General features: G+C 72.6%; 22 protein-coding genes. 19 read left to right on the forward strand and 3 right to left on the reverse strand.

Going from position 1 to position 23,384, the window contains the following annotated elements:
- The first annotated feature begins 19 nt into the window (after positions 1–19).
- Complete coding sequence (locus ABEA10_RS24975; protein ID WP_345467982.1) at positions 20–1,159, forward strand: FAD-dependent oxidoreductase; 1,140 nt, start codon at positions 20–22, stop codon at positions 1,157–1,159.
- 140 nt (positions 1,160–1,299) lie between these two features.
- Here ABEA10_RS24975 and ABEA10_RS24980 read toward each other — a convergent pair whose 3' ends face one another.
- Both ABEA10_RS24980 and ABEA10_RS24985 read right to left on the reverse strand, forming a co-directional pair.
- Positions 1,300–2,529: a HEAT repeat domain-containing protein gene (locus ABEA10_RS24980; RefSeq protein WP_345467984.1), complete on the reverse strand. Its 1,230-nt coding sequence runs from the start codon at positions 2,527–2,529 to the stop codon at positions 1,300–1,302.
- A gap of 41 nt (positions 2,530–2,570) precedes the next feature.
- Positions 2,571–3,548 carry an Lrp/AsnC family transcriptional regulator gene (locus ABEA10_RS24985; protein WP_345467986.1) on the reverse strand — a complete coding sequence of 326 codons (978 nt, stop codon included), beginning with the start codon at positions 3,546–3,548 and terminating at the stop codon, positions 2,571–2,573.
- Between the two features lie 106 nt (positions 3,549–3,654).
- Here ABEA10_RS24985 and ABEA10_RS24990 point away from each other — a divergent pair, with 106 nt between their 5' ends.
- Positions 3,655–5,127, forward strand: coding sequence for an MFS transporter (locus tag ABEA10_RS24990; protein ID WP_345467988.1), 1,473 nt, complete (start codon positions 3,655–3,657; stop codon positions 5,125–5,127).
- A gap of 221 nt (positions 5,128–5,348) precedes the next feature.
- Here the strand turns inward: ABEA10_RS24990 and ABEA10_RS24995 are convergent, their stop codons facing one another.
- The gene (locus ABEA10_RS24995) at positions 5,349–5,987 is read right to left on the reverse strand and encodes a TIGR03085 family metal-binding protein (protein ID WP_345467991.1); all 639 of its coding nucleotides are present in this window, start codon (positions 5,985–5,987) and stop codon (positions 5,349–5,351) included.
- A 99-nt stretch (positions 5,988–6,086) separates the two neighbouring features.
- Here ABEA10_RS24995 and ABEA10_RS25000 point away from each other — a divergent pair, with 99 nt between their 5' ends.
- The 17 genes from ABEA10_RS25000 to ABEA10_RS25080 all read left to right on the forward strand — a co-directional run bounded on the left by ABEA10_RS25000 (position 6,087) and on the right by ABEA10_RS25080 (position 23,015).
- Complete coding sequence (locus ABEA10_RS25000; protein WP_345467993.1) at positions 6,087–7,868, forward strand: ABC transporter ATP-binding protein; 1,782 nt, start codon at positions 6,087–6,089, stop codon at positions 7,866–7,868.
- A 118-nt stretch (positions 7,869–7,986) separates the two neighbouring features.
- Positions 7,987–9,819 carry an ABC transporter ATP-binding protein gene (locus ABEA10_RS25005; protein ID WP_425550957.1) on the forward strand — a complete coding sequence of 611 codons (1,833 nt, stop codon included), beginning with the start codon at positions 7,987–7,989 and terminating at the stop codon, positions 9,817–9,819.
- 306 nt (positions 9,820–10,125) lie between these two features.
- Positions 10,126–10,329 (forward strand): cold-shock protein, encoded by a 204-nt coding sequence (locus ABEA10_RS25010; RefSeq protein ID WP_285566422.1) that lies wholly within the window; start codon positions 10,126–10,128, stop codon positions 10,327–10,329.
- A gap of 333 nt (positions 10,330–10,662) precedes the next feature.
- Positions 10,663–11,031 (forward strand): phosphoribosyl-AMP cyclohydrolase, encoded by a 369-nt coding sequence (hisI, locus tag ABEA10_RS25015; protein ID WP_329258502.1) that lies wholly within the window; start codon positions 10,663–10,665, stop codon positions 11,029–11,031.
- On the forward strand, positions 11,028–11,591 hold the full coding sequence (locus ABEA10_RS25020) for a Trp biosynthesis-associated membrane protein (RefSeq protein ID WP_345468003.1): 564 nt from the start codon (positions 11,028–11,030) through the stop codon (positions 11,589–11,591). The genes hisI and ABEA10_RS25020 overlap by 4 nt, the downstream gene beginning before the upstream one ends.
- 98 nt (positions 11,592–11,689) lie before the next feature.
- Complete coding sequence (locus ABEA10_RS25025; protein WP_345468005.1) at positions 11,690–12,343, forward strand: winged helix-turn-helix domain-containing protein; 654 nt, start codon at positions 11,690–11,692, stop codon at positions 12,341–12,343.
- Between the two features lie 155 nt (positions 12,344–12,498).
- The gene (locus ABEA10_RS25030) at positions 12,499–12,918 is read left to right on the forward strand and encodes a DUF2752 domain-containing protein (protein WP_345468007.1); all 420 of its coding nucleotides are present in this window, start codon (positions 12,499–12,501) and stop codon (positions 12,916–12,918) included.
- Between the two features lie 189 nt (positions 12,919–13,107).
- Positions 13,108–13,914 (forward strand): indole-3-glycerol phosphate synthase TrpC, encoded by an 807-nt coding sequence (gene trpC / locus ABEA10_RS25035; RefSeq protein WP_345468009.1) that lies wholly within the window; start codon positions 13,108–13,110, stop codon positions 13,912–13,914.
- 96 nt (positions 13,915–14,010) lie between these two features.
- Positions 14,011–15,249, forward strand: a complete 1,239-nt coding sequence (gene trpB / locus ABEA10_RS25040; RefSeq protein WP_345468011.1) for a tryptophan synthase subunit beta — start codon at positions 14,011–14,013, stop codon at positions 15,247–15,249.
- The gene (trpA, locus tag ABEA10_RS25045; protein WP_345468013.1) at positions 15,246–16,067 is read left to right on the forward strand and encodes a tryptophan synthase subunit alpha; all 822 of its coding nucleotides are present in this window, start codon (positions 15,246–15,248) and stop codon (positions 16,065–16,067) included. The genes trpB and trpA overlap by 4 nt, the downstream gene beginning before the upstream one ends.
- Positions 16,068–16,269: 202 nt before the next feature.
- Entirely contained in the window at positions 16,270–16,785 is a 516-nt protein-coding gene (locus tag ABEA10_RS25050; protein WP_329258522.1) for a MauE/DoxX family redox-associated membrane protein, read from the forward strand.
- Positions 16,786–16,822: 37 nt separating this feature from the next.
- Entirely contained in the window at positions 16,823–17,668 is an 846-nt protein-coding gene (locus ABEA10_RS25055; protein ID WP_345468017.1) for a DsbA family protein, read from the forward strand.
- A gap of 109 nt (positions 17,669–17,777) precedes the next feature.
- The gene (gene lgt, locus ABEA10_RS25060; RefSeq protein ID WP_345468020.1) at positions 17,778–18,989 is read left to right on the forward strand and encodes a prolipoprotein diacylglyceryl transferase; all 1,212 of its coding nucleotides are present in this window, start codon (positions 17,778–17,780) and stop codon (positions 18,987–18,989) included.
- An 84-nt stretch (positions 18,990–19,073) separates the two neighbouring features.
- Positions 19,074–19,799, forward strand: a complete 726-nt coding sequence (locus ABEA10_RS25065) for a VIT1/CCC1 transporter family protein (RefSeq protein WP_329258529.1) — start codon at positions 19,074–19,076, stop codon at positions 19,797–19,799.
- Between the two features lie 93 nt (positions 19,800–19,892).
- Complete coding sequence (locus ABEA10_RS25070; protein WP_345468023.1) at positions 19,893–20,669, forward strand: hypothetical protein; 777 nt, start codon at positions 19,893–19,895, stop codon at positions 20,667–20,669.
- A gap of 4 nt (positions 20,670–20,673) precedes the next feature.
- A complete protein-coding gene (locus tag ABEA10_RS25075; protein WP_345468025.1) occupies positions 20,674–21,771 on the forward strand; it encodes a hypothetical protein in 1,098 nt (365 codons plus the stop codon).
- A 239-nt stretch (positions 21,772–22,010) separates the two neighbouring features.
- Positions 22,011–23,015, forward strand: coding sequence for a hypothetical protein (locus tag ABEA10_RS25080; RefSeq protein WP_345468027.1), 1,005 nt, complete (start codon positions 22,011–22,013; stop codon positions 23,013–23,015).
- Positions 23,016–23,384: the final 369 nt, after the last annotated feature.

A 23,384-nucleotide genomic window follows, 5' to 3' on the forward strand; every position in this document is an offset into this window, starting at 1 on the left:
CTTAGGAGGTCGAGTCGAGATGTCGAAGCTTCCCGCCACCGCCGACGTCGTGGTCGTCGGCGCCGGCCCCACCGGGCTCACGCTCGCCGCGTTCCTCGCCCAGGCAGGCGGCGACGTGGTCCTGCTCGACCGGGTCGCCGAGGGCGCGAACACCTCGCGCGCCGCCGTCGTGCACGCCCGCACACTGGAGGTCCTGCAAGGGCTGGACGTCACCGGGGAGCTGGTCGCCCGCGGGCTGATCACGCCGGTCTTCACCGTCCGCGACCGGGACCGCGTGCTGCTGACCGTGCCCTTCGACGGGCTGCCCACCGCGTACCCGTACACGCTGATGATCCCGCAGAACGTCACCGAGCAGGTGCTGCTCGCCCGGCTGCACGCCCTCGGCGGCCAGGTGCACCGGCCGCACGAGGTGGTCTCGGTCACCCAGGACGACACCGGCGCCACGGTCACGACCGCCACCGGGGAGCGGATCCGCGCCCGTCACGTTGTCGGCACCGACGGCATGCACAGCGTGGTCCGCGAGCAGGCCGGCATCGGTTTCGCCGGGGGCAGCTACGAACAGACGTTCGTGCTCGCCGACACGCGCCTGGACTGGGCCCTCCCCGGCGACGAGGTCCAGCTCTTCTTCGGCGCGGAGGGGCTCGTCGTCGTCGCGCCGATGCCGGGCGGCCGGCACCGGTTCGTCGCGACCGTCGACGAGGCGCCGGAGAACCCCGGCCTGGAGGACGTGCAGGCGCTCCTGGACGCCCGCGGCCCGCGCACCGACCCGGCGCGCGTACGGGAGGTGCTGTGGACCTCGCGGTTCCACGTCCACCACCGGATCGCCGACCGCTACCGCGAGGGGCGGATCATCCTCGCCGGCGATGCGGCGCACGTGCACAGCCCGGCCGGCGGCCAGGGCATGAACACCGGCATCCAGGACGCCGCCGAGCTCGCCCGGCGCCTCCTCGACGGCACCGAGGACGGCTATGAGGCGGTGCGCCGCCCGGTCGCGGAGGACGTGGTCGCCATGACCGACCGGATGACCCGCGCCGCCACCGTGAACAACGCCGCCGCCCGCGCGATCCGCAACACTTTGCTGACGGTCGCCGGCCACAACTCCGCGGTGCGCCGCACGCTCGCGATGCGCCTGTCCGAGCTCAAGACCGCGCGCGGATAGGAACCGCCCGTAGCCCGCGCGGACAGGGACCGCGCTGCCGCGCGGCGTTCAGGCGGCGCCTGACCGCAAGCCCAGGCCGGCTCGGTCCGCCAGGCACCACCCGAACGCCGCTCGCTACGCGTGCCCCTGTCCGCGCGGGTTCAGCGCCGGCCGCCGACCAGGCGGCCGGCCGCCGCGGACCGTACGCACGGCTCCTCGGCGTCCTCATGCCGCAGGCGCCGCAGCCGGTCCCGCGCCTCGCCCTCGAGAGGCACGGCCCCGGCGGCGATCCGGCGCGCGCCGTCCTCGCAGTCCCACAGGGCCTCCAGCAGGTACGGCTCGGCGATGTGCGGGTCGATCGCGGTGAGCGCGCCGAGGACGTGGACGCGCAGGCCCGAGCTCGCGCTGTGTTCCCAGGCGTGCAGCAGCGGCGGGATCGCCCGGCGTGACCGCAGCCGGCCGAGCCCGTCGGCGGGTACGGCGGCCAGGTCCCAGTCCTCGTCGGCGAGGCAGGTCTCCAGCGCCTCCAGCAGCGGCGGCACGTCCCGGTCCGTGCCGTGCGCGGCGAGCACGTCGATGCCGACGTCCTGGTAGGAGCGACACTCGGCGGTCCACTCGCGGGCCCGGGGGAGCGCGCGGGCGCCCAGGTCGCGTACGGCCCGACACAGCGGGCCGTCGTGGGCGCCGCCCGGCAGGAGTTCCTCGGCCAGGTCCAGGACGAGCGGGCTGCGGCGGCGGCCGAGTTCGAGGATGGCCGCGGTCACCTCCTCGCCGTGCCCGCGGGCGAGGGCGGCCAGGTCGTCGTCGGTACGCCCGGACAGCGCGGCCCGTGGCTCGTGCGGGCGTACGTCGGGCCTGCGGGCGGCGGCGATGCGCGGGTGGCGCGCGGCCCATTTTCGCGTCACCGCCCCGTCGACGCCGCACAGCCAGGCCAGTTCGTGGTCGTCGCACCGGGCCGCGGCGACCTCGTCCAGCCCTTCGGCCAGCGTCGGGTCGTCCAGCTCGACGAGTTCGGCGAGCGCGGCGTACCAGTTGCCGCCCTCGCGGGCGTACCGGCGCAGGGGCACGGCCGCCTCCAGCCGGCCGAGCCGCACCAGCCGGGCGAGGACGTCGACGGTCAGGTTGGTCCGGTCCTCGTCGGGGTCGTCGTGGTCCACCGGATCGAACAGGTGGGCGACGAGGGGGCCGAGGCCGAGTTCGAGATCACATATCAGCCGCGCGTAGTACAGGCCGCGGTCCTCGAGCGTATCCCACCGGGGATCGTGGAAGACGCAGTCGTAGACGAGCTCGCCCGTACCGGGTGTGCCGGCGGCGCGGCGTGCCGCGCAGCCCCGCCCGCGCTGCAGGCGGCCGTGCAGCGATTCCGCTGGATGAAGGACGATGTCTGTCACGATCGCAGGATGCGCACCCGACTACAAAACGGGCAAGCAAATTACGGCTTCAGGACCGTCCCCGCCCGCTTGACCGTACGGACCACCGGCGCCGTCTCCAGCCGCTCCACCCCCTCCAGAGCGCCGATCCGTTCGGTCAGGTAGCGGTAGAGCGCCTGGTCGTCGCGGCAGACGACGCCCGCCATGAGGTTCGTCGGGCCGGTCGTCGCGGTGGCGAAGGTGACCTCGAGATGACCGGCGAGCGCCCGGCCCACCGCGGCGAGCTCGGCCGGCCGTACCGACATCCACAGCCGTGCCTCGACGTGGTAGCCGAATGCCTCCGCCGGGATGTCGACGTCGTAGAACAGCGCCCCGCTGGTGACGAGCCGGTCCATGCGCCGCCGGACGGTCGACTCCGACCACCCCGTGACGGCGGCCAGCTCGGCGTGGCCGGTACGCCCGTCCAAGGCCAGCGCGGAGAGCAGGGCCCGGTCGCCGTCGTCGAGGATCACCGGCCCGTCGTCCGGGGCCGGCAGGGGATCGGGCCGTAGCCGTTCGGCCTGTTCCGCCGACAGCGCGCCGGCGATGCCGGGCCAGCTCGTCCGGCCGCCCACGAACAGGTGGAGCTGCGAGTGCGCGGTGACCGACGACACCCGGCCGGTGCGCGGCAGCCGCTGCAGCAGCAGCGCGCGGCGCTCCTCCGCGGTGCGCGTCAGCGTGCCGCACGTGATCTCCGTGCCACCGGACAGCACATGAACCCAGAACGTGTCCGTACGCCGGGCCAGCGCGGCGCCGATCGGCCCGGCGGCGTCCGGGGCGCACCGCATCCGGATCGCCCATGAGGTGTAGCCGAGGCGCGGGGCGTCCACCGAGCCGACGACGCGCAGCACGTCGGCGGTGCGCAGCCGCCGGTAGCGGCGCGCGATGGTCTGGTCGGAGACGCCGAGCACCTCGGCGATGCGGCCGAAGGGCGCCCGCCCGTCGATCGCCAGAGCGTGCACCAGGCACCGATCGAGCTCATCCAATATGACGGATTCCACCGCGACAGCCTATCTCGCGTCGGAATCAGCCGCGGGACGTCAGTTGGCTATGGAAGAACGCCGTAAGCCGGGATCGTGGGAGCCCCGACGGAGGAAAGGAACACCGATGCGCAAGTGGTTGCCCCTGGTGGCGGTCTGCCTGGGGGCGTTCATGCTGCTCGTGGACGTCACGATCGTCACGGTCGCGCTGCCGCAGATGGCCCGGGGCCTGAAGGCCTCCTTCTCCGGCCTGCAATGGGTGCTCGACATCTACGCCCTCTCGCTCGCCGCGCTGCTGCTCGGCGCGGGCGCCCTCGCCGACCTGCTGGGCCGGCGGCGCGTGTACGTGGCCGGGCTCGTCCTCTTCGCCGCGGCCTCGCTGGCCTGCGGTCTCGCCCCGAACGCCGCGACCCTCATCGCCGCCCGCGGCCTGCAGGGCGTCGGCGGCGCGGCGATGTTCACGACCACGCTGGCGCTGCTCGGCAGCACCTACCACGGCCGGGACCGCGGCGTGGCCTTCGGCGTGTGGGGTGCGGTCAACGGCGTCGCCGCGGCCGGCGGTCCGATCCTCGGCGGCCTGCTCACCGAACACGTGAGCTGGCGGGCGATCTTCCTGGTCAACCTGCCGGTCACCGCCGTGACCATCGCCCTCACGCTCGCCTGCGTCCGGGAGACCGGACGCACGCCCGGCGCGCGGCCGGACGTGGCGGGCCTGTGCTCGTTCACGGTCTGCGCGGGCGCGCTGACCTACGGGCTGATCCGCGCGGGCGGCGACGGGTTCGGCGCCGCGGTCCCGCTGCTGATGTTCGGCCTGGCCGCCGTGGCCCTGGTCGTCTTCGTCGCCGTCGAGCGCAGCGCCCGCCGTCCGCTGCTGGACCTGGCGCTGTTCCGCAGCCCCTCCTTCAGCGCGATCATGCTCGGCGGCGCGCTGCTGATGGCCTCGGCGTTCGCCTGCCTGGCCTTCACCTCGGTCTGGCTCCAGGCCGTCCTGGGGCTCGGGCCGGTGAAGGCCGGGCTGGCCGTGGTGCCCATGGCGGCGACGTCGTTCGTCGTCTCCGCCGCCGGCGCGCGGGTCCTGCACCGCGTCCCGCCGCGCCTGACCATCGGGATCGGCCTGCTGCTGATCGGCGCCGGGGCGGGCCTGCAGGGCGTGCTGTCGGCCGGATCCACCTGGACCGCGATCACGCCGGGCCTGATCGTCGGTGGCGTCGGCGTGGGCATGGCGATCCCGTCGCTGTCGTCGGCGGCGATGGCGGCGGCCCCGCACGAGCGCGGCGGCATGGCCGGAGGCGCGCTGAACACCGCTCGCCAGCTCGGGTACGCCCTCGGCGTCGCGGTGCTGGGCGTGCTCATGCGGGCGCGCGTCGAGCACGTCCTCACCGGTCACGTGCCCGACCCGCACGGCATGGCCGGTGCGGTCGGCGGCGGGCGGGCGCCGCACCTGCCGATCGTGCGTTCCGCCGCCGCCTCCGGCCTGGACACGGTCTATGCGGTCTCGGCCGGGCTGGGCCTGGCCGCTGGTGTCATCGTCCTGCTGCTGGTGCGCTCCCCGCAGCCGTCGGCGGCGCCGGAACCCGACCGCGAGGCCGTCGCCGCATGACCGAGCGAAGCGAGGGAATCAAAAGGCACGCGCCCGTGGTCACTCCCTCCGACGAAGGAGGCTCATGACCGGCCCGTGACCGGCCCGCCGCGCCGGGCCGGTCACGGGGACACGGTCACGGGGCTGCTCGCGTGGGTGCTGCTCACGGGGGCCGTTGATGTGGTGCCCCGTTCACGGGTTATGTGGTGCCCCGTTCACGGGACCGCTCACGCGGGTGCCGGTCACATCCGCCAGCGCGACTGCGACAGCACGTTCACGGCCTCGGCCTCGCCGGTCAGCTCGACCCGCGCGACCTTCCCGCGGCCCGCCGTCCACAGCGTCAGCTCGCTCGGCAGGCCGCGGACGCGGGCCTGCTTGCCGTTCTTGGTCAGGCGCTGCGTGCGCCCCTCCGGCTCGGCCAGGGTGACCTGAACCGGGACCCGCCGCAGGAGGAACCGGCCCACCGACAGCCGGCGCCACAGCTGGTCCTCCAGGGCGGCGGGCAGCTCACGGGGCTCCCACCCGGGCCGCGCCCGGCGTACGTCCTCGTGGTGGATGAAGAACTCCACCGTGTTGGCCGCGCCCTCGACCCCTGGCAGCCCCATCGGCGACCAGGCCGGCGGCCCCTGGCGGAGCAGGGCGACCAGCCGGGGGAAGGGCGTCTCGGCGGTGATCCGCCGCTGGACCCGCGCGGTGTACCCGGCCAGCAGCGGCACCATGATGCCCGGCGCCGCGTCCGGGCGGCGTTCGCGCAACAGCAGGTGGGCCGCCAGATCACCGGTGGTCCAGCCCTCGCAGAGCGTCGGGGCGTCCGGGCCGGTCTCGGCCAGCAGGTCGCACAGCGCCTCGCGCTCGGCGCGTGCCCAGTTCTGGTTCGCCACCCTCGTGATCGTAAGCCCCGTCGTCCGGCAGCGGAATAACCGAGCCGTTTCGCGTGATAGGTCTTATCGGCCCCGTTACCAGCCGTGAGAGGGGATTTGATGCCGCAAAAGGTGACATCCGACATCCTGCGCAAGGGGATGCGGGTGCTGGGAGTCGCCATCCGGGCCGAGCCCCTTCTCTTCGTCCTCGCCGTCGTCTTCAGCGGCCTGTACGCCGCGATGACCGTCGCCAGCGCCTGGGTCCTCGGCCGCGTCACCGAGAACGTCGTCCTGCCGGCCTTCGAACGCGGCCACACCACCGCCGGAGCGCTGACGCTCGGGGCCCTCGCCATCACCGGCGTGGCCGCGCTGAAGGCCCTCGGCGTCGCCGGCCGGCGCCTGTTCGCCGGGATGATGCAGTACAACATGCAGGCGACCTACCGCCGCGCGGTCACCCGCCAGTACCTCCGCCTGCCGCTCGCCTGGCACCACCGCCACCCCACCGGGCAGCTGCTGTCCAACGCCAACGCCGACGTGGAGGCCGCCTGGGCGCCGATCGCGCCGTTGCCGATGGCCACCGGCGTCGTCCTCATGCTCCTCATCGCTGCGATCGAGATCCTCGCCACCGACGTCATGGTCGCCGTCGTCGGCTTCCTCGTCTTCCCCGCGATCGCCGGGCTCAACGTCGTCTACCAGCGGCGCCTCGCGCCGATCGCGGCACGGGCCCAGCAGCTGCGCGCGGAGGTCAGCGAGGTCGCGCACGAGAGCTTCGACGGCGCCCTCGTCGTCAAGACCCTCGGCCGCGAGGCCGCCGAGACCGAGCGGTTCGCCGTGGTCGCCGGCGAGCTGCGCGACGCCAACGTGGCGGTCGGGCGCGTGCGGGGCCTGTTCGACCCGGTCCTGGAGGCGCTGCCCAACCTCGGCGTCCTCGCCGTCCTGCTCGTCGGCTCGATCCGCCTGCGCGCCGGCGACATGAACGCCGGCGACCTGGTGCACGTGGCGTACCTGTTCACGCTGCTGGCCTTCCCGATCCGCGCGCTCGGCTGGGTGCTCGCCGAGGTGCCGCGCAGCGTGGTCGGCTGGGACCGCGTCCGCGGCGTCCTGGACGCCACCGGTGAGCTCCCGTACGGCGACCGGAGGCTGACCGGCGAGGGCCCGGCGCGTCTCGAGGTGCGCGCCATCCGGTTCGGCTACACCGACGGCGACGTCCTGCACGACGTGGCCTTCACCGCCGAGCCGGGCCACACGATCGCCCTGGTCGGCCCGACCGGCTCGGGCAAGTCCACCCTCACGAACCTGCTCGTACGGCTCGTCGACCCGGCGAGCGGCGACGTGCTCCTCGACGGCGTCGACGTGCGCGACGTGGAGCGCGGAGGCCTCGCCCGTACGACCGCGGTGGTCCCGCAGCAGACCTACCTGTTCGACGACACGGTGCGCGGCAACGTCACGCTCGGCCTCGACGTCCCCGACGCGGACGTGTGGGAGGCGCTCCGGCTGGCCCAGGCCGACGGCTTCGTCTCGGCGATGGAGGACGGCCTCGACACGCGGGTGGGGGAGCGCGGCGCGACCCTGTCCGGCGGGCAGCGGCAGCGGCTGGCCCTGGCCCGCGCCCTCGTACGCCGGCCCCGCCTGCTGATCCTCGACGACGCCACCTCCAGCGTGGACCCGCAGGTCGAGGCGCGCATCCTCAGCGGCCTGCGCGACTCGGAGGCGACCGTGGTCGTCGTGGCGTACCGCAAGGCGACGATCGAGCTCGCCGACGAGGTCATCTACCTCGAACGCGGCCGGGTCGCCGGACAGGGCCCGCACACGGAGCTGCTCGAACGCTCCGAGGGCTACCGCAACCTCGTGACCGCCTACGAGCGGGACGAGGACGACGAGAGCGAAGGGGTACCCGCGTGAGCGAGCGAAGCGAGGGAACCGGCAAGCACAGCACGGTCGTCACGCCCCCGGGCCTGGGGCCCCCGCGGAAACGCGGAGCTTGCGGAGCGTTTTCGTGGGGTGAGGCGGAGGAGGCGCCGTGACGGTGACGGATACCGGGGCCGACGACGCCGAGACGACGGCGCACCGCCGGGGCGGACCCGGCATCGAGACGGGAACGGTCTCCGGCCTGGCCACGCTGCGTACCGGCCTGCGCCTGACCCCGGAGTTCCACCGGGGGATCGGCGTGACGCTGGCGCTCGCGCTCGTCGCCACCGTGGGACGCATCGTCGTCCCGGTGGCCGTCCAGCAGACGCTCGACCGCGGGCTGACCTCGCCCGGCGGCCCGGACATCGGCTTCATCCGCACCGCCGTGCTGATCTGCGGCGCCGCCGTCCTCGTCACCGCGCTCGCGGCGTACCGGATGAACGTCCGCCTCTACCGGACCAGCGAGAGCGGCCTGGCGGCCCTGCGCGTCCGCGCGTTCCGGCACGTCCACGATCTGTCGACGCTGACCCAGAGCGCGGAGCGGCGCGGCGGCCTGGTCTCCCGGGTGACCACCGACGTCGACCAGATCAGCCAGTTCATGCAGTACGGCGGACTGATGATCATCATCGCGGGCGGGCAGCTCGTGGTGGCCAGCGTCCTCATGCTGATCTACTCCTGGCCGCTGGCGCTGCTCGTGTGGGCGGTGTTCCTGCCGCTGGCGGTCGCGCTGCGGTACTTCCAGCGCTGGCTGTCGCGGGCGTACGGCGTCGTGCGCGAGCGGGTCGGCGAGATGCTGTCGGCCGTCGGCGAGTCGGTCGTCGGCGCCCCGGTGATCCGCGCGTACGGGGCGGAGGACCGCACCGCCCGCCGCATCGACGCGTCCGTCGACGCCTACCGCGACGCCCAGACCCGGGCCCAGACGCTCGTCGCCGCGACGTTCCCCTCCACCGAGCTGGTCGCCGCGCTCGCGACCGCCGCCGTGGTCGTGGGCGGCACCGCGATGGGCGTCGGCGGCCACCTGACCGCCGGCCGTCTCGTCGCCTTCCTGTTCCTCGTCACGCTCTTCGTCAGCCCCATGCAGGTGGCCACCGAGGTGCTCACCGACGCGCAGAACGCCATCGCCGGCTGGCGGCGCGTCCTCGACGTCCTCGACACCGAGCCGGACGTGGCCGACCCCGGCGAGGACGGCGTCGAGCTGCCGCGCGGCGCGATCGAGGTGGCCTTCGAGGACGTCTCCTTCGCCTATCCGGGCGGCCCCACGGTGCTGCACGAGGTGTCCGCGCACATCGCGCCGCGGGCGAGAGTCGCGATCGTGGGCGAGACGGGCTCCGGCAAGACGACCTTCGCCAAACTTCTGACCCGCCTGATGGACCCCACGTCGGGCCGGGTGAGCATCGACGGCGTGCCACTGCCGGAGGTGCGGTTCTCCTCGCTGCGCGAGCGGATCGTGATGGTGCCGCAGGACGGATACCTGTTCGACGCCACGCTCGCCGACAACATCCGGTACGGGCGCCCCGGCGCCACCGACGAGGACGTCCTGCTCGCCCTCACCGAGCTCGGCCTGGCCGACTGGCTGGAGGGCCTGCCCGACGGGCTCGGCAGCGCGGTCGGCCAGCGCGGGGAGTCGCTGTCGGCCGGTGAACGGCAGCTCGTCGCCCTGGCCCGCGCCTACCTCGCCGATCCCGACCTGCTGGTGCTCGACGAGGCGACCTCCGCCGTCGACCCGGCCACGGAGGTACGGCTCCAGCGGGCGCTGGAGGGCATCACCCGCGGCCGTACCGCCATCTCCATCGCCCACCGGCTGTCCACGGCCGAGGCCGCCGACGAGGTGATCGTGTTCGACCGGGGCCGCATCGTGCAGCGGGGGCCGCACGCGGAGCTCGTCGAGCGGCCGGGCCGGTACGCCGAGCTGTACGCCTCCTGGGCCGCCCAGCTCCGCTCCTGACCGGGCGGCCGTCGTCCAGGGGTGAAAAAAACTATTTGCGGATATATAAATCGGGACTGGTGGGCGGCCGGTTTCGCGGGTGGGGAGAGACGGCGAAAAGCCGATTTTCGCCCGGCCATGTGTGAGAGGGCCGTGATGTTGGTAGGCTCCCCAGCGGTTGTAGTCGTAGTTCCAGCGTTCGTTTGCCAGACGCCCGCGGACCGATGACTAGCGGGCGTGTTTGCTTCTCAGGGACACACGCGCTTCCGCAGCAACCGTTAAGTGGCCCATGAAGTGTGGGTCTGTTTGTCCCACAAGGAGTAAGGCATGGCGCAGGGCACCGTGAAGTGGTTCAACGCCGACAAGGGCTTCGGCTTCATCGCCATTGACGGCGGCGGACCGGATGTCTTCGTGCACTACTCGGCGATCGCCACCTCCGGCTTCCGTTCGCTCGAGGACAATCAGCGTGTGGAGTTCGAGGTCGTCCAAGGCGACCGCGGCCCGCAGGCGGACCAGGTCCGCCCGCTGTAGTTCGCAGACATCCACCCGTTGGGGTCCGTGCCGTTCTCGGCGCGGGCCTCTTCATTTTCCGCGCGCCTTCCTTAGCGCCCACGCGGATCGGAACTGCGCCACCGCGCGGCGTCCGGCCGCGTTGTCGTCGGCCCCCGGCCGGCTCCGCCTCCGCCTTGCCGTACGCCACCCGAACGCCGCTCGCCACGCGCCCTATCCGCACGGATCTTAATTTTCGGTAAGGAATTATCTGGTGTTCTGGCGGTGTTCGGGAAGCCCCCGGCGTTCGTGACGGCACCCGGTGATCTCGTGTCCGCGCACCCCAGCGACGTTGTCCCGCGGAGTACCGGCACAATGGATGTCATGTCCCTGGACCCTAAGATCGCTGATCGTCTCAAGCGCAACTCCGACGGTCTCGTCCCCGCCATCGCCCAGCAGTACGACACCGGCGAGGTGCTCATGCTCGCCTGGATGGACGACGAGGCCCTGCACCGCACGCTGACCACCGGCCGCGCCACCTACTGGTCGCGCAGCCGCCAGGAGTACTGGGTGAAGGGCGAGTCGTCCGGCCACCAGCAGTGGGTCAAGGAGGTCGCGCTCGACTGCGACGCCGACGCCATCCTGGTCAAGGTCGACCAGGTCGGCGCCGCGTGCCACACCGGCGACCGCACGTGCTGGGACGCCGACGTCCTCGAGCCGGTCGTGGGCGAGCGCCCCCAGTGACCGGCCGCCGCGAACTCGCCGCCGCCACGTTGCTGGGCGCGGCGGGCGCGGCCGTCATCGTCGGGTTCGCCGGCCGCACCTGGGCGACCGTCGCCGAGCACGCGGGCGGCCTGGAGGCCATGAACCAGCGGCTCTCCGGGCGGTCCCTCAGCGGCGTCATCGCCGCCCTGGGCTGGGCGGGCCTCGCCGGGATCGCCGCGCTCCTGGCGACACGCGGCTGGGCGCGCGTCGCCGTCGGCGTGCTGCTCGCGGCGTTCGGCGTGATCGTCGCGATCGCCTCGCCGGCCGCCGTACGCCACGCCCACGTCATCGCGGCCGCCGGCGAGAAGAGCAACCTGGCCCGGCTGGGCGGTGAGGTCGCGGTCCACGTCAGCGCCTGGTGGATCCTGTCGCTGGCGGGCGGCGTCCTGCTGGCCGCCGCCGGTCTGCTCACGATCGTGCGCGGACGCCGCTGGCCGGGCATGTCCGCCCGGTACGATCGCCCGGGTGCCGCGCCACCCGCCGGCGACGACCCCGCGTCGCTGTGGAAGGCACTCGACCGAGGCGACGACCCCACCTGAGAGACCGCCCGGCACCCTCGCCCGTCGCGGCAGAGCACGGGGTTCCGGGCGTACTCTTCAGGCCTCGCCGCCCGGCCGCACCCGGACGGAGGGCCGAGATGGACACCCCGGCGGAGACCGACCGTGACGGGGTCGTGCTCGTCGTCGAGCATGATCCCGGCGTCGCCGACCTCGCACGGCTGTACCTGTCCCGCGAAGGCTTCGACGTGCACGTGGTGACCGAGCCGGCGGGGGCCGTCGCCGAGGCCCGGCGGCTGCGGCCCGACGCCGTCGTGCTCGACCTGTCCACGGGCGTGCGCGAGGAGCTCACCCGCGAGGTGGGTGCCACACCGGTCGTCTGCGTCGTCCCGGACGGTGAGACGGGCGCGAGCCCGTACACCGTGCCCCGCCCGTTCAGCCCGCGCGTCCTCGTCGCGATGGTCGCCCGCGCGCTGCGCGGCCAGGCGCCCGAGGCTCCGCGCGAGGGAGTCCTGCGCGCCGGACAGGTCACGCTCGACACCGCCACGCGCACCGTCGCGGCCGCCGGCTCGGTCAAGTCGCTGACCGCCACGGAGTTCGACCTGCTGGCGTTCCTGATGGAACGGCCGGGGCGCGTGTTCACCCGCGAGCAGCTCCTCGCGGCGGTGTGGGGCTCGGCGGAGTCGGCGGGCACACGCACCGTCGACGTGCACATCGCCCAGCTCCGCGCCAAGCTGGGCGCCCTCAGCCCGCTGCGCACGGTCCGCGGCATCGGCTACGCCGCCGACCCCTGATCGAGCGCAGGACGAAAGCCGCTTTCGGCCGGATCTTCGTGCGCGGGCATGGCCCTGTTTTCGGCCGGGCCGCTACCCCGCCGGCCGTAGCGGCCAGGTCCGGTCGCCGCGCGAACCGCCGCCCATGGCCCGCCGCGGCGGCCTAACCTTGGGGCGTGACCACCGTGCGGACGTTCCGAGGGAGCCAGAGCCGCTGGGCGCCGTACGCGGTGCTGGCCGCCGTCGCGGGCGCCGCCGGCTACCTCGCGCTCGTCGACCCCAGTCGGCCCGGCCACTACCCGACCTGCCCCTTCTACGGCCTCACCGGCTACTACTGCCCCGGCTGCGGATCGCTGCGCATGATCCACGCCCTTACGCATGGGCACGTGGCCGAGGCGTTCGGCCGCAACGCGCTGACGTTCGTGACGCTGCCGTTCCTCGCCTACCTGTGGGTCCGGTGGGCGGTCGCCGTACGGCGCGGGCGGCCGCTGCGGGCCGGCGTCCTCCGTCCCTGGGTGATCATCATCTTCTCGGTGGTCGCCACCGTTTTCTGGGTCGTCCGTAACCTCCCCGCCGGGCACGCTCTCGCTCCCTGACCGAGCACCCGGGGCGGGGGCGGCGTTCCGACCGGGCTACGATCGTGAGACACGACGTCACGAACGAGGGGGATCGATCACGTTGGGAGCGGACCGAAGGGCCGTTCGGGCCCGCTCATGTCGGCTCCGCGAGCGCCGCCCCCGCCGGATCGCTCGCTCCGCTCACTCCCGTGCAGGCGAGGAGGCCAAGTGACCGTTCTCGACGAGATCCTCGATGGGGTTCGTGTCGACCTTGCGGAGCGCCAGCAGGCGGTTTCGCTCGACGCGCTGAAGGAGATGGCCGTCCACACGCCGTCCGCCAAGGACGGCTACGGCGCACTCCGCGGTCAGGGCGTCTCCGTGATCGCCGAGGTCAAGCGCAGCAGCCCCTCCAAGGGCGCGCTCGCCGCGATCGCCGATCCGGCCGCGCTCGCCGCCGACTACGAGTCCGGTGGCGCCTCCGTCATCAGCGTGCTCACCGAGCGCCGCAAGTTCGGCGGTGACATCGACGACCTCGCCCAGGTGCGCAACCGGGTCGACGTGCCGGTGCTGCGCAAGGACTTCATCGTCACGTCCTACCAGCTGTGGGAGGCCCGGGCGTACGGGGCCGACCTCGCGCTGCTCATCGTGGCGGCGCTGGAGCAGCAGGCCCTGATCTCGCTGATCGAGCGGGCCGAGTCGATCGGCCTCACGCCGCTCGTCGAGGTGCACACCGAGGAGGAGCTGACCCGGGCGCTCGACGCCGGGGCGCGGGTCATCGGCGTCAACGCGCGCAACCTGGCGACGCTGGAGGTCGACCGCACCGCCTTCGCCCGCATCGCGCCGAAGATCCCCTCCAACATCGTCAAGATCGCCGAGTCCGGCGTACGCGGGCCGCACGACCTGCTGGCCTACGCGTCCGCGGGCGCCGACGCCGTCCTCGTCGGCGAGAGCCTGGTCACGGGGAAGGATCCCCGTTCGGCCGTCGCCGACCTCGTCGCCGCCGGAACCCACCCGGCATTGCGCCAGGGCAAGTAGGGTATGGCCATGAGCCTGCGCGAGCGATGGCGCCGATTCGCGTCACTACCGACCGGATAGGCCCCTTTTCTTCTTCACACGCGACAGGAACAACTCATGACCACCCATGCCACTGGCATTTCGCTGCCCGATGTCTCGGGCCGCTTCGGCCGCTTCGGCGGGCGGTTCGCCCCCGAGGCGCTCATGGCCGCCCTCGACGAGCTGACCACCGCCCACGCCGAGGCGATGGCCGACCCGGCCTTCCGCGGCGAGCTCGACCACCTGCTGGCCACGTACGCGGGCCGGCCCAGCCTCCTCACCGAGGCCAGGCGCTTCGGCGAGAAGGCCGGCGTCCGCGTGCTGCTCAAGCGCGAGGACCTCAACCACACCGGCTCCCACAAGATCAACAATGTGCTGGGGCAGGCGCTGCTCACCAAGCGGATGGGCAAGACCCGCCTCATCGCCGAGACCGGCGCCGGCCAGCACGGCGTCGCCACCGCGACGGCCGCGGCGCTGCTCGGCCTGGAGTGCACGGTCTACATGGGCGAGGTCGACACCGTGCGACAGTCGCTCAACGTCGCCCGCATGCGCATGCTCGGCGCCGAGGTCATCCCGGTGACGAACGGCAGCCGCACGCTCAAGGACGCCGTCAACGAGGCGTTCCGCGACTGGGTCGCCAGCGTCGAGCACACCCACTACTGCATCGGCTCGACGATGGGCCCGCACCCGTTCCCGATGATGGTCCGCGACTTCCACCGGGTCATCGGCGAGGAGGCGCGCCGACAGGTCCTCGAGCTGACCGGCCGGCTGCCCGACGCCGTCACGGCCTGCGTGGGCGGCGGCTCCAACGCCATCGGCGCCTTCCACGCGTTCGTGCCCGACGAGAGCGTCCGCCTGTACGGCTTCGAGGCGGGCGGCGACGGCTTGGACACCGGGCGGCACGCCGCGACGCTCGCGGGCGGGTCGGTCGGCGTCATCCACGGCATGCGCACCTACCTGCTCCAGGACGACGACGGGCAGACCCTCGAGACGCACTCGGTCTCGGCCGGGCTCGACTACCCGGGCGTCGGCCCGGAGCACTCCTGGCTGCGCGACACCGGCCGGGCGACCTACCAGGCGGTCACCGACGCGGAGGCCATGGACGCGTTCGCGCTGCTGTGCCGTACGGAGGGCATCATCCCGGCGATCGAGTCCGCGCACGCGCTCGCCGGCACGCTGCGGATCGGCCCGGAGCTCGCGGCCGCCGCCGAGGAGGAGCCGATCGTCGTGGTCTGCCTGTCCGGGCGCGGTGACAAGGACATGCACACGGCCGCCGAGTGGTTCGGGCTCGTCGGCCAGGACGGGGGAGCGCGATGAGTGGAGGACGTACGGTCGCGACGGCGTTCGAGAAGGCCGGCGCGGAGGGCCGCGCGGCGCTCGTCGGCTACCTGCCGGCCGGGTTCCCGACCCGCGAGGGGTCGATCGCGGCGGCCAGGGCCATGGTCGAGGCGGGCTGTGACGTCATCGAGATCGGCCTGCCCTACTCCGATCCGCTGATGGACGGGCCCACGATCCAGGACGCCGTCCACCAGGCCCTCGTCGGAGGCGCCCGGGTCGCCGACGTGTTCCACACCGTCGAGGCGGTCGCCGCGACCGGCGCGCCCACGCTCGTGATGACCTACTGGAACCCGGTGGACCACTACGGCGTCGACGCGTTCGCCCGCGACCTGGCCTCGGCCGGCGGCGCGGGTCTGATCACCCCGGACCTCACGCCGGAGGAGGGCGGCGACTGGCTGGCCGCCGCCGACGCGCACGACCTCGACCGGGTCTTCCTCGTCGCGCTCAGCTCCACCGACGAACGCCTCGCCGCGATCACCGAGGTCTGTCGCGGCTTCGTGTACGCCGCCTCCCTCATGGGCGTCACCGGCGCCCGGTCCGCCGTCGACACGGGCGCGGCGCGCCTGGTCGAGCGCACCCGCAAGGCCATGCCGGCGGGCGCGCGGCTTCCGGTCGGCCTGGGCCTGGGCGTGAGCAACGGCGCGCAGGCCGCCGAGGTCGCCGCCTTCGCCGACGGTGTCATCGTCGGTTCGGCGTTCATTCGCCGGCTGCTCGACGCGCCGTCGCCGAAAGAGGGACTGAGCGCCGTACGGCTGCTCGGCGAGGAGCTCGCCGCAGGTGTCCGACAGCGGCCATAGGCACTGCGCTCTCGGTCCGCCGCGGGCGGCTCCGGCCGTCCGCGGTAGGCCAAAGAATCGCCGGGGACCCCCTTGGCCCCTCATGGGGCGCGGCAAAGTGACAGGATGTGCCAGCGTGCTTGACGGCGCCCTTATGGCTTACCGCCTATGCTTGCGCGCGCCGGATTGCGAAACGTGAGGAACCGATCATGGCTGGAGAGCGATGACAGCCGTTAAAGGCGGGCCCCGTAAAGGCGGACCCCCGTCCCTGCGCCCCGCGCGGGAGTGGCGAGAGTGGGTCACCCTGGTCGTGCGTATCGCGCTCGCGGCCATCCTCGGCACGGCCGGATACGCCAAGTTCAGCGAGGCCGAGGGACTGCAGAAGGTGGCGGTGTCCTCCTATCGGATTCTGCCCCAGAGCGTGGTCGGGCCCGTCGCGCTCGGTCTTCCGGTGCTGGAGATGGCGCTCGCCGCGCTGATCCTCATCGGGTTCGCGACGCGGACGATGGCGATCTGCGTCGGCGTGCTGTTCATCGTCTTCATCGCCGGGATCATCTCGGTGTGGGCGCGCGGGCTCACCATCGACTGCGGTTGCTTCGGTGGGGGAGGCCAGGTCGCCAAGGGCCAGACCCACTATCTGCGGGAGATCTTCCGAGATCTCGGGTTCCTCGTCCTGGCCGCCTGGCTGATGGTGTTCCCGCGCGGCAAGCTCGCGCTCGACCGGTGGCTCGGACTGTAGCCGCCGCAGCCTTCACACGAAATTCCAAGGAGACCAGATGAGTAAGGCCGCTCGACAGCGGTCGGCCCGCGAGCGGCTGGCGGAGGAACGCAAAAAGCAGGCGCTGAAGCAGCAGCGGATGCGCCGGCTGATGATCACCCTCAGCGGGCTGGTCGTCGTGGCGCTGGCCGTGGTCATCACGGTGTACTTCGTCAACAAGAAGGACTCGAGCGCCTACACCGGTGCGCTCGCCCCTACGACCCGCCAGGCCGATGGGGCGATCCTCGCGTCCAAGCCGGGGGCTAAGGCGCCCAAGCTGGAGCTGTTCGAAGACTTCCAGTGCCCGATCTGCCATGAGTTCGAGAACGCCAGCAGCGCCACGATCAAGCGGCTCGCCGCCGAGGGCAAGGTCAACGTCCTCTACTACCCGTTCTGGCTGTTCAAGCAGCAGGCCGAGCCGATCAGGGGCAACTCCCAGCGCGCCGCCAACGCGGCGCTGTGCGCGCCGGCGGACAAGTGGATCCAGTACCACGACGTGATCTACAAGCACCAGCCGGCCGAGGGCTCGAACGGCTTCTCGAACAAGGACCTGATCGGGTGGGCCAAGGACCTCGGCTTCGACACTCCGCAGTTCGAGCAGTGCGTCAACGGCGGCCAGAAGCAGAGCCAGCTCGACAGCATGACGAACTACGCCGAGCAAACCCGCCAGGTGACCGGCACGCCGACGGTCTTCCTCAACGGCAAGTCGCTGGACCTCAACGGCACGCTGCTCAATGCCAAGAACCTGGAGAAGGCCATCCTCGCGGCCCAGCCGGTGGACATCTCGCCGAGCCCGTCGTCCAGCGGTTCGCCGACCCCGCCTTCGGGCGGTTCGAAGAGCCCGTCGGCGACGCCCAAGAAGTAACGAACGCGACGAATGCCCGTCGTCGGCCGGCGGTGAACCGGCCGACGACGGGCAGTTCGCCGCCTGATCGTCATCGCCCCGTCTCCCAATGCCGGTAGTGTCACATCCCATGCAGCAGCCGCTCGCTTCGATTCCCAGCCCGTCCCAAGGGGTCGTCCACCTCGGGCCCCTGCCTCTGCGCGGATACGCCCTGATGATCATCCTTGGGGTGATCGTCGCCGTATGGCTCGGGGAGCGGCGCTGGGTCGCCCGGGGCGGCGCGGCCGGCACCGTCGTGGACGTCGCGGTCTGGGCGGTCCCCTTCGGGCTCGTCGGCGGCCGCCTCTACCACGTCATCACCGACTACCAGCTCTACTTCGGCAAGAACTGGCACCCCGTCGGTGCCCTGGAGGTCTGGAACGGCGGCCTCGGCATCTGGGGCGCCGTCGCGGCGGGCACGCTCGGCGCCTACCTCGGCTGCCACCGCCGCGGCATCTCCCTGCGCGCCTTCGCCGACGCCGCCGCACCGGGCATCGCGCTGGCGCAGGCCATCGGCCGCTGGGGCAACTGGTTCAACCAGGAGCTGTACGGCCGCCCCTCCAAGCTTCCGTGGGCCGTGAAGATCGACCCGGCGCACCGCCCGCTGAAGACCCCGGACGTCGCCACGTACCACCCCACGTTCCTGTACGAGTCGCTGTGGTGCATCGGGGTGGCCCTGCTGGTGATCTGGGCGGAGAAGCGCTTCCGCCTGGCGTACGGCCGCACCTTCGCGCTGTACGTCGCGGCCTACACGGTCGGCCGGGCGTGGACCGAGTGGCTGCGGGTCGACCCCGCCCACCACATCCTCGGCCTGCGCCTGAACGACTGGACCGCGCTGATCGTCTTCCTCGGCGCGGCGGCCTACCTCTACTTCTACCGCGACCGTACGGAGATCCCCGAGGGCGCCGTCGGTACGCCCGCGGCCGAGCCCGGGTCCGACTCTGAAGACTCTGAGAGCGCGGGCGCCGCCGAGCCGGAGGAGCCGACGAAGGAGGCCGCCGCCGAGGAGGCCGACCCGGAGACGGAGGCCTTGGCGGAGAAGGCGCCGCAGGAGAAGACTCGCGAGGACCAGGAGAAGACTCGCGAGGACGAGGCTCCGAACGGCAAGGCGCCCGAGAAGGCCGAGACCGGCGACGAGACCGCCGCCGACGAGGCCTCGGAGAGCGATGAGAGCACCGAGGCCGCAGACGAGGCCGAAGACGAGCCCGCGGAGAAGGCCGAGCGCGACGACGAAGACGCCGACGGTGACGACGGCAGGGAGAAGGCCTCGACCGGCGCCGAGCCGGGCGAGGGAAAGCCGTGACCCCCTTGGAGAATCCGTGAGCCAGCGGAGCGAGCGAATCACTGAACACGCGCGCCTGGTCTCTCCCCCGACGAAGGAGGGCTCATGAGCGTCGATGGAGCGACGAGCCGCCCGCGGGCCGAAATTCACCATGAGCACCGTGACGTCACCGGAGGTTGGCTGCGCCCGGCCGTGTTCGGCGCCATGGACGGCCTGGTGTCCAACTTCGCCCTGATCGCGGGCGTGGCCGGCGGCCGCGTCCACCATCAGGTGATCGTGCTCACCGGCCTGGCCGGGCTGGCGGCCGGTGCGTTCTCCATGGCGGCGGGGGAGTACATCTCCGTCGCCTCCCAGTCGGAGCTCGCGCAGGCCGAGATCGAGGTCGAACGCCGCGAGCTGGAGCACAACTCCGAGGCCGAGGAGCTGGAGCTCGCCCAGCTGTACGAGGCGCGCGGCCTGGAGCCGGAGCTGGCCCGTGAGGTCGCCCGGCAGCTGTCCCGTGACCCGGAGGAGGCCCTCGGCGTCCACGCCCGCGAGGAGCTCGGCATCGACCCCGGCGACCTGCCGTCCCCGGTGCTCGCCGCCGGGTCCTCGTTCCTGTCGTTCGCGATCGGCGCGTGCCTGCCCGTCCTGCCCTACCTCCTGGGCGCGGAGAACCTGTGGCCGGCCGCCGCGCTCGCGGCGGTCGGGCTGTTCACGGCGGGGGCGCTGGTCTCGCGGGTGACGGCGCGGTCGTGGTGGTTCGGCGGGCTGCGGCAGCTGGTCCTCGGAGGTGCTGCGGCGGCCATCACTTTCGCGGTCGGATCCCTGATCGGCACGAACACCGTCTGACGTGCGCGAATCGCTCCCCGAGCGGTCAGGTGCCACAAGGCAGCCTGCCGATATGGACTTGCGGGGGTCCGACCTTCGCTAAGCTCACCGCTCGTGAGCGAGATGGGATACGTCGACGCCGAGGAGCGGGAGCGGAAGCCCTCGCGCAGGCGCCGTCCGGCACGTGGGTCCAACCGCAACCTTCTGATCATCGGAGGTGCGGCGCTGGTCGTGCTCATCGTGGTCGTCGTCATCGCCGTGGTGACGATGGGCGGCGGTGACGACAAGAAGGGCCAGGCGTCCGCCTCCGCGCGGGTGACGCCGAAGGTGTACGTCAACACCCCGGCCAACTCGCTGGTGAACAAGCTCAACGAGCGCAGCAAGGACAAGCGCCCGCTCAACAAGAGCGAGGTCTTCGGCGACGACGCCAAGTCGGTCAGCCACGGCAACTACCACTTCACGCTGGTGGGCTCGCAGCTGTCGGACTGCGCGTCGGTGACCTGGGGCCAGCAGCTCCAGAGCGACCTGCGCAAGTACGGCTGCACGCAGGTGGCACGCGGCGCGTACGTCAGCCAGGACAAGAAGTACCTCGGCCAGTTCGTCGCGATGAACCTCGAGCAGCTGCAGGGCGCCGAGCAGATCGTCCGCGACCTCGACCCGAACAGCAACGCCGGCTTCGTCTCACCGCTGGCCGCCCAGGGCGCCGAGAACTTCGGCAGCGGGTTCAGCGCCGCCTACAGCCAGTCCTTCGGCCACTACGTGGTCGTCAGCTGGGTCGAGCGGGCCGGTGGCGCGCAGCCGCAGACCATGAACGAACTGCTCGACGCGAGCATCGCCATCGAGAGGGCCGACGACTTCGTCTGGGAGCGGCTCGTCCTCGTCGGCGGTTAGCGGGATGGCCGGCCGGATCGGTCGACGACGGAGCCCGCGCGCCCGCCACGAGGGAGCGGCCCCGCATAACGGAGCGCCGCCGCATGAGGGAGCGCCGCCTCCGTACCGCGGAGCCTTCCAGCCCCGCAACCACGGAGCGCCGCGCTACGAGGCCACCCCCGAGGGGGCGCCGCCGTCGCCTGAGGGAGCACCGCCTCCGTACGACGGGGCCTTCCCGCCCCGCTACGACGGAGCGCCGCGCTACCAGGGCGCACCCCCACACGAGGCGACGCCGTCGTACGACGATGCGCCGCCGTACGACGGAGCGTCCTCCTACGACGAGGCGTCGCAGGGTGAGGACGGGCCTCCGGGCCCGCCACGACGCCGCCCGCGGCGGCACACCGGGCTCCCGCCCGTCGCCTACTTCGCCGCCGCCGGCGTGGTCGTGCTCGTCGCCGTGATCGTGGTGGTCGCCGTGGCGGTCTTCACCGGCGACGGCGGAGCGCCCGGCACGGCGCCGCCGCCCTCGGCGGCGAACGTGCGCACCGACGGGCCCGGCGCGTCCGCGTACTCGCAGGCGGCCTCGACCGCGGCCTTCAACGCGATCGCCGACCGAGCGAAGGACGGCAAGCCCCTCACCGCGGCGGAGGTCTTCGGCACCAAGAAGATCGCCGATTCCGACGCGAAGGCGTCGCTCAAGCTGACCGCCTCCCAGCTCGACTCGCAATGCACCTCGGCCGTCTGGGGCACCCGGCTGGCCGGTGTGCTCCAGCAGGCCCGCTGCACCCAGGCGGCGCGCGCCACCTACTCCGACGACCGGTTCGCCGCCATGGTCACGATCTTCAATCTGGCCGACGCGCGCGGCGCCGACCAGGTGGTCGCCCAGGCCGACCCGCGCACCGGCAACGGCTTCCCGCTCGCGCCGCCGCGTTCGGTCGCGTTCGGACGGGCCTTCAGCACCGCGCGCGGCGTCGCGATGGGCCACTACGCGGTGATCACCTGGGTCGAACGCACGGACGGCTCGGGCGACGAGAGCGACGCCGCCCTGCTGTCCCTGCTGGTCACCACGGGCCGGCCCAACGCCGTCCTCGTACGCGCGGCCGGGCCCGGTCAGCATCACTGAACCGATCTCAAGGTCGCGCTGAACCACTGCGCCGCTCGCTACGGACGGGGGCCCGGAGACAGGCGCACGGGCTCTCCTGCCGTCCAATCGGGCCTGCCGCCCACCGCTCGCCACGAACCAGAACTCCGGCGTCCGGCACGCCGCGAAGAACACAGCGGGGAACACGGCAAACGCCGCGAATCACGCTCTAAGCTCTATCCCAACCACCGACGCGCGGTGTCCCCCCGAGGAGATCCGAGATGAGTTACCCCTACCCGCCGATGGGACCTGGCCAGCCGCCCTCCGGAGGGCAGCCGTGGGGCACGCCCTCGCCGGGCGAGTACGGGGCCCCGCCCGCCGGTGGGTACCCGCAGTCGCCGATCTCGGGTTGGCAGGGACCGGAGGCGCTGCCGGGCGGCCAGCCGCCCATGGGACAGCCGCCGATGGGACAGCCGCCCATGGGGCAACCGCCGATGGGGCAGTACCCTCCGCCGAAGAAGAGCAGCGCGGGCCTCATCATCATCGTGATCGTCGCCGCGCTGATCCTCGTCGGCGGCGTGCTGGGCGGGGCGTACTACCTGGCCGCCTCCGGCGCCGATGACGACTCCGCCTCCTCGAGCCCCTCGGCGAAGACGAGCAGTTCCTCCTCGACCGGCGGTCCGCCGGCCGCCTCGGGTGTGAGCAAGCCGGTGACCTACAACTCGATGAAGTCCTGGTCGCTGTGGGACTCCCTGAACACCGCGACCAAGGACTCCAAGCCGCTGACGCTCGAGGAGGTGTTCGCCGACCCCGAGGCCAAGGCGTACAAGGACTCGAGCGACAACACGGTCTTCAACCTCCAGGGCTCGGGCCGGCTCGACACCAACTGCACCGGCACCGTCACGGGCGCGGCGCTGCAGACGGCGCTGCAGGGCTACGGCTGCACCCAGGTGGTCCGCGCCGCGTACGTGTCGGCCGACCAGAAGTGGGTCGGACAGATAGCGATCTTCAACCTGAAGGACGTGACCTCGGCCAACGCGCTCATCGACGATCTCGACCCCAAGTCGGGCAAAGGCTTCTTCCAGCCGATCAGTGGTGCTTCGCCAGTGGACAAGTTCGGCTCATCGACGACGGGCGCGGAGAGCGGCGCGTACGGCCACTTCGTCGTGGTCGGCTGGGCCGGCCGCGTGGACGGCGGCCACGGCGACAGCTACGGCATCGACACGATCAGCCCGAGCTCGTCGGTGCTGCAGGCGGGCAAGCAGTTCCTCTTCCACCGCAACTGATCGCACCGCGACCGGCCGGGCCCTGGCGCGGAGCACGGAGGCCGGCCGGTTCGCGTCTCGGGTCTCCGGGGCGCCGACCGGCCTTCGGCGAGGCGTGGAGACCGGTCGGTTGCCATGTCGTCTTCCTGGGATGTCGACCGGGTTCGACACGGAGTGCGGCGGGATGGCCGGATTCCGGGCGGCTTCTGCTTTTCGGTCGTCTTCTCGCATGAGCCGCTGACACCCGGCGCTCCGGGCGTCCTGCGCGGCGGGAGACGCTCCGGATCCGGCGGCGCCGACCGGGCGGGAGGCGTGTATCCGCCGAGGTCGGAGGCTGCCGACGGGCGGTAAAGTGGCTCGCGACGCACCCGGCGGGCCAAGCCCCGGGGA

This window comes from Actinoallomurus oryzae, assembly GCF_039541955.1.
Lineage (GTDB): Bacteria > Actinomycetota > Actinomycetes > Streptosporangiales > Streptosporangiaceae > Actinoallomurus > Actinoallomurus oryzae.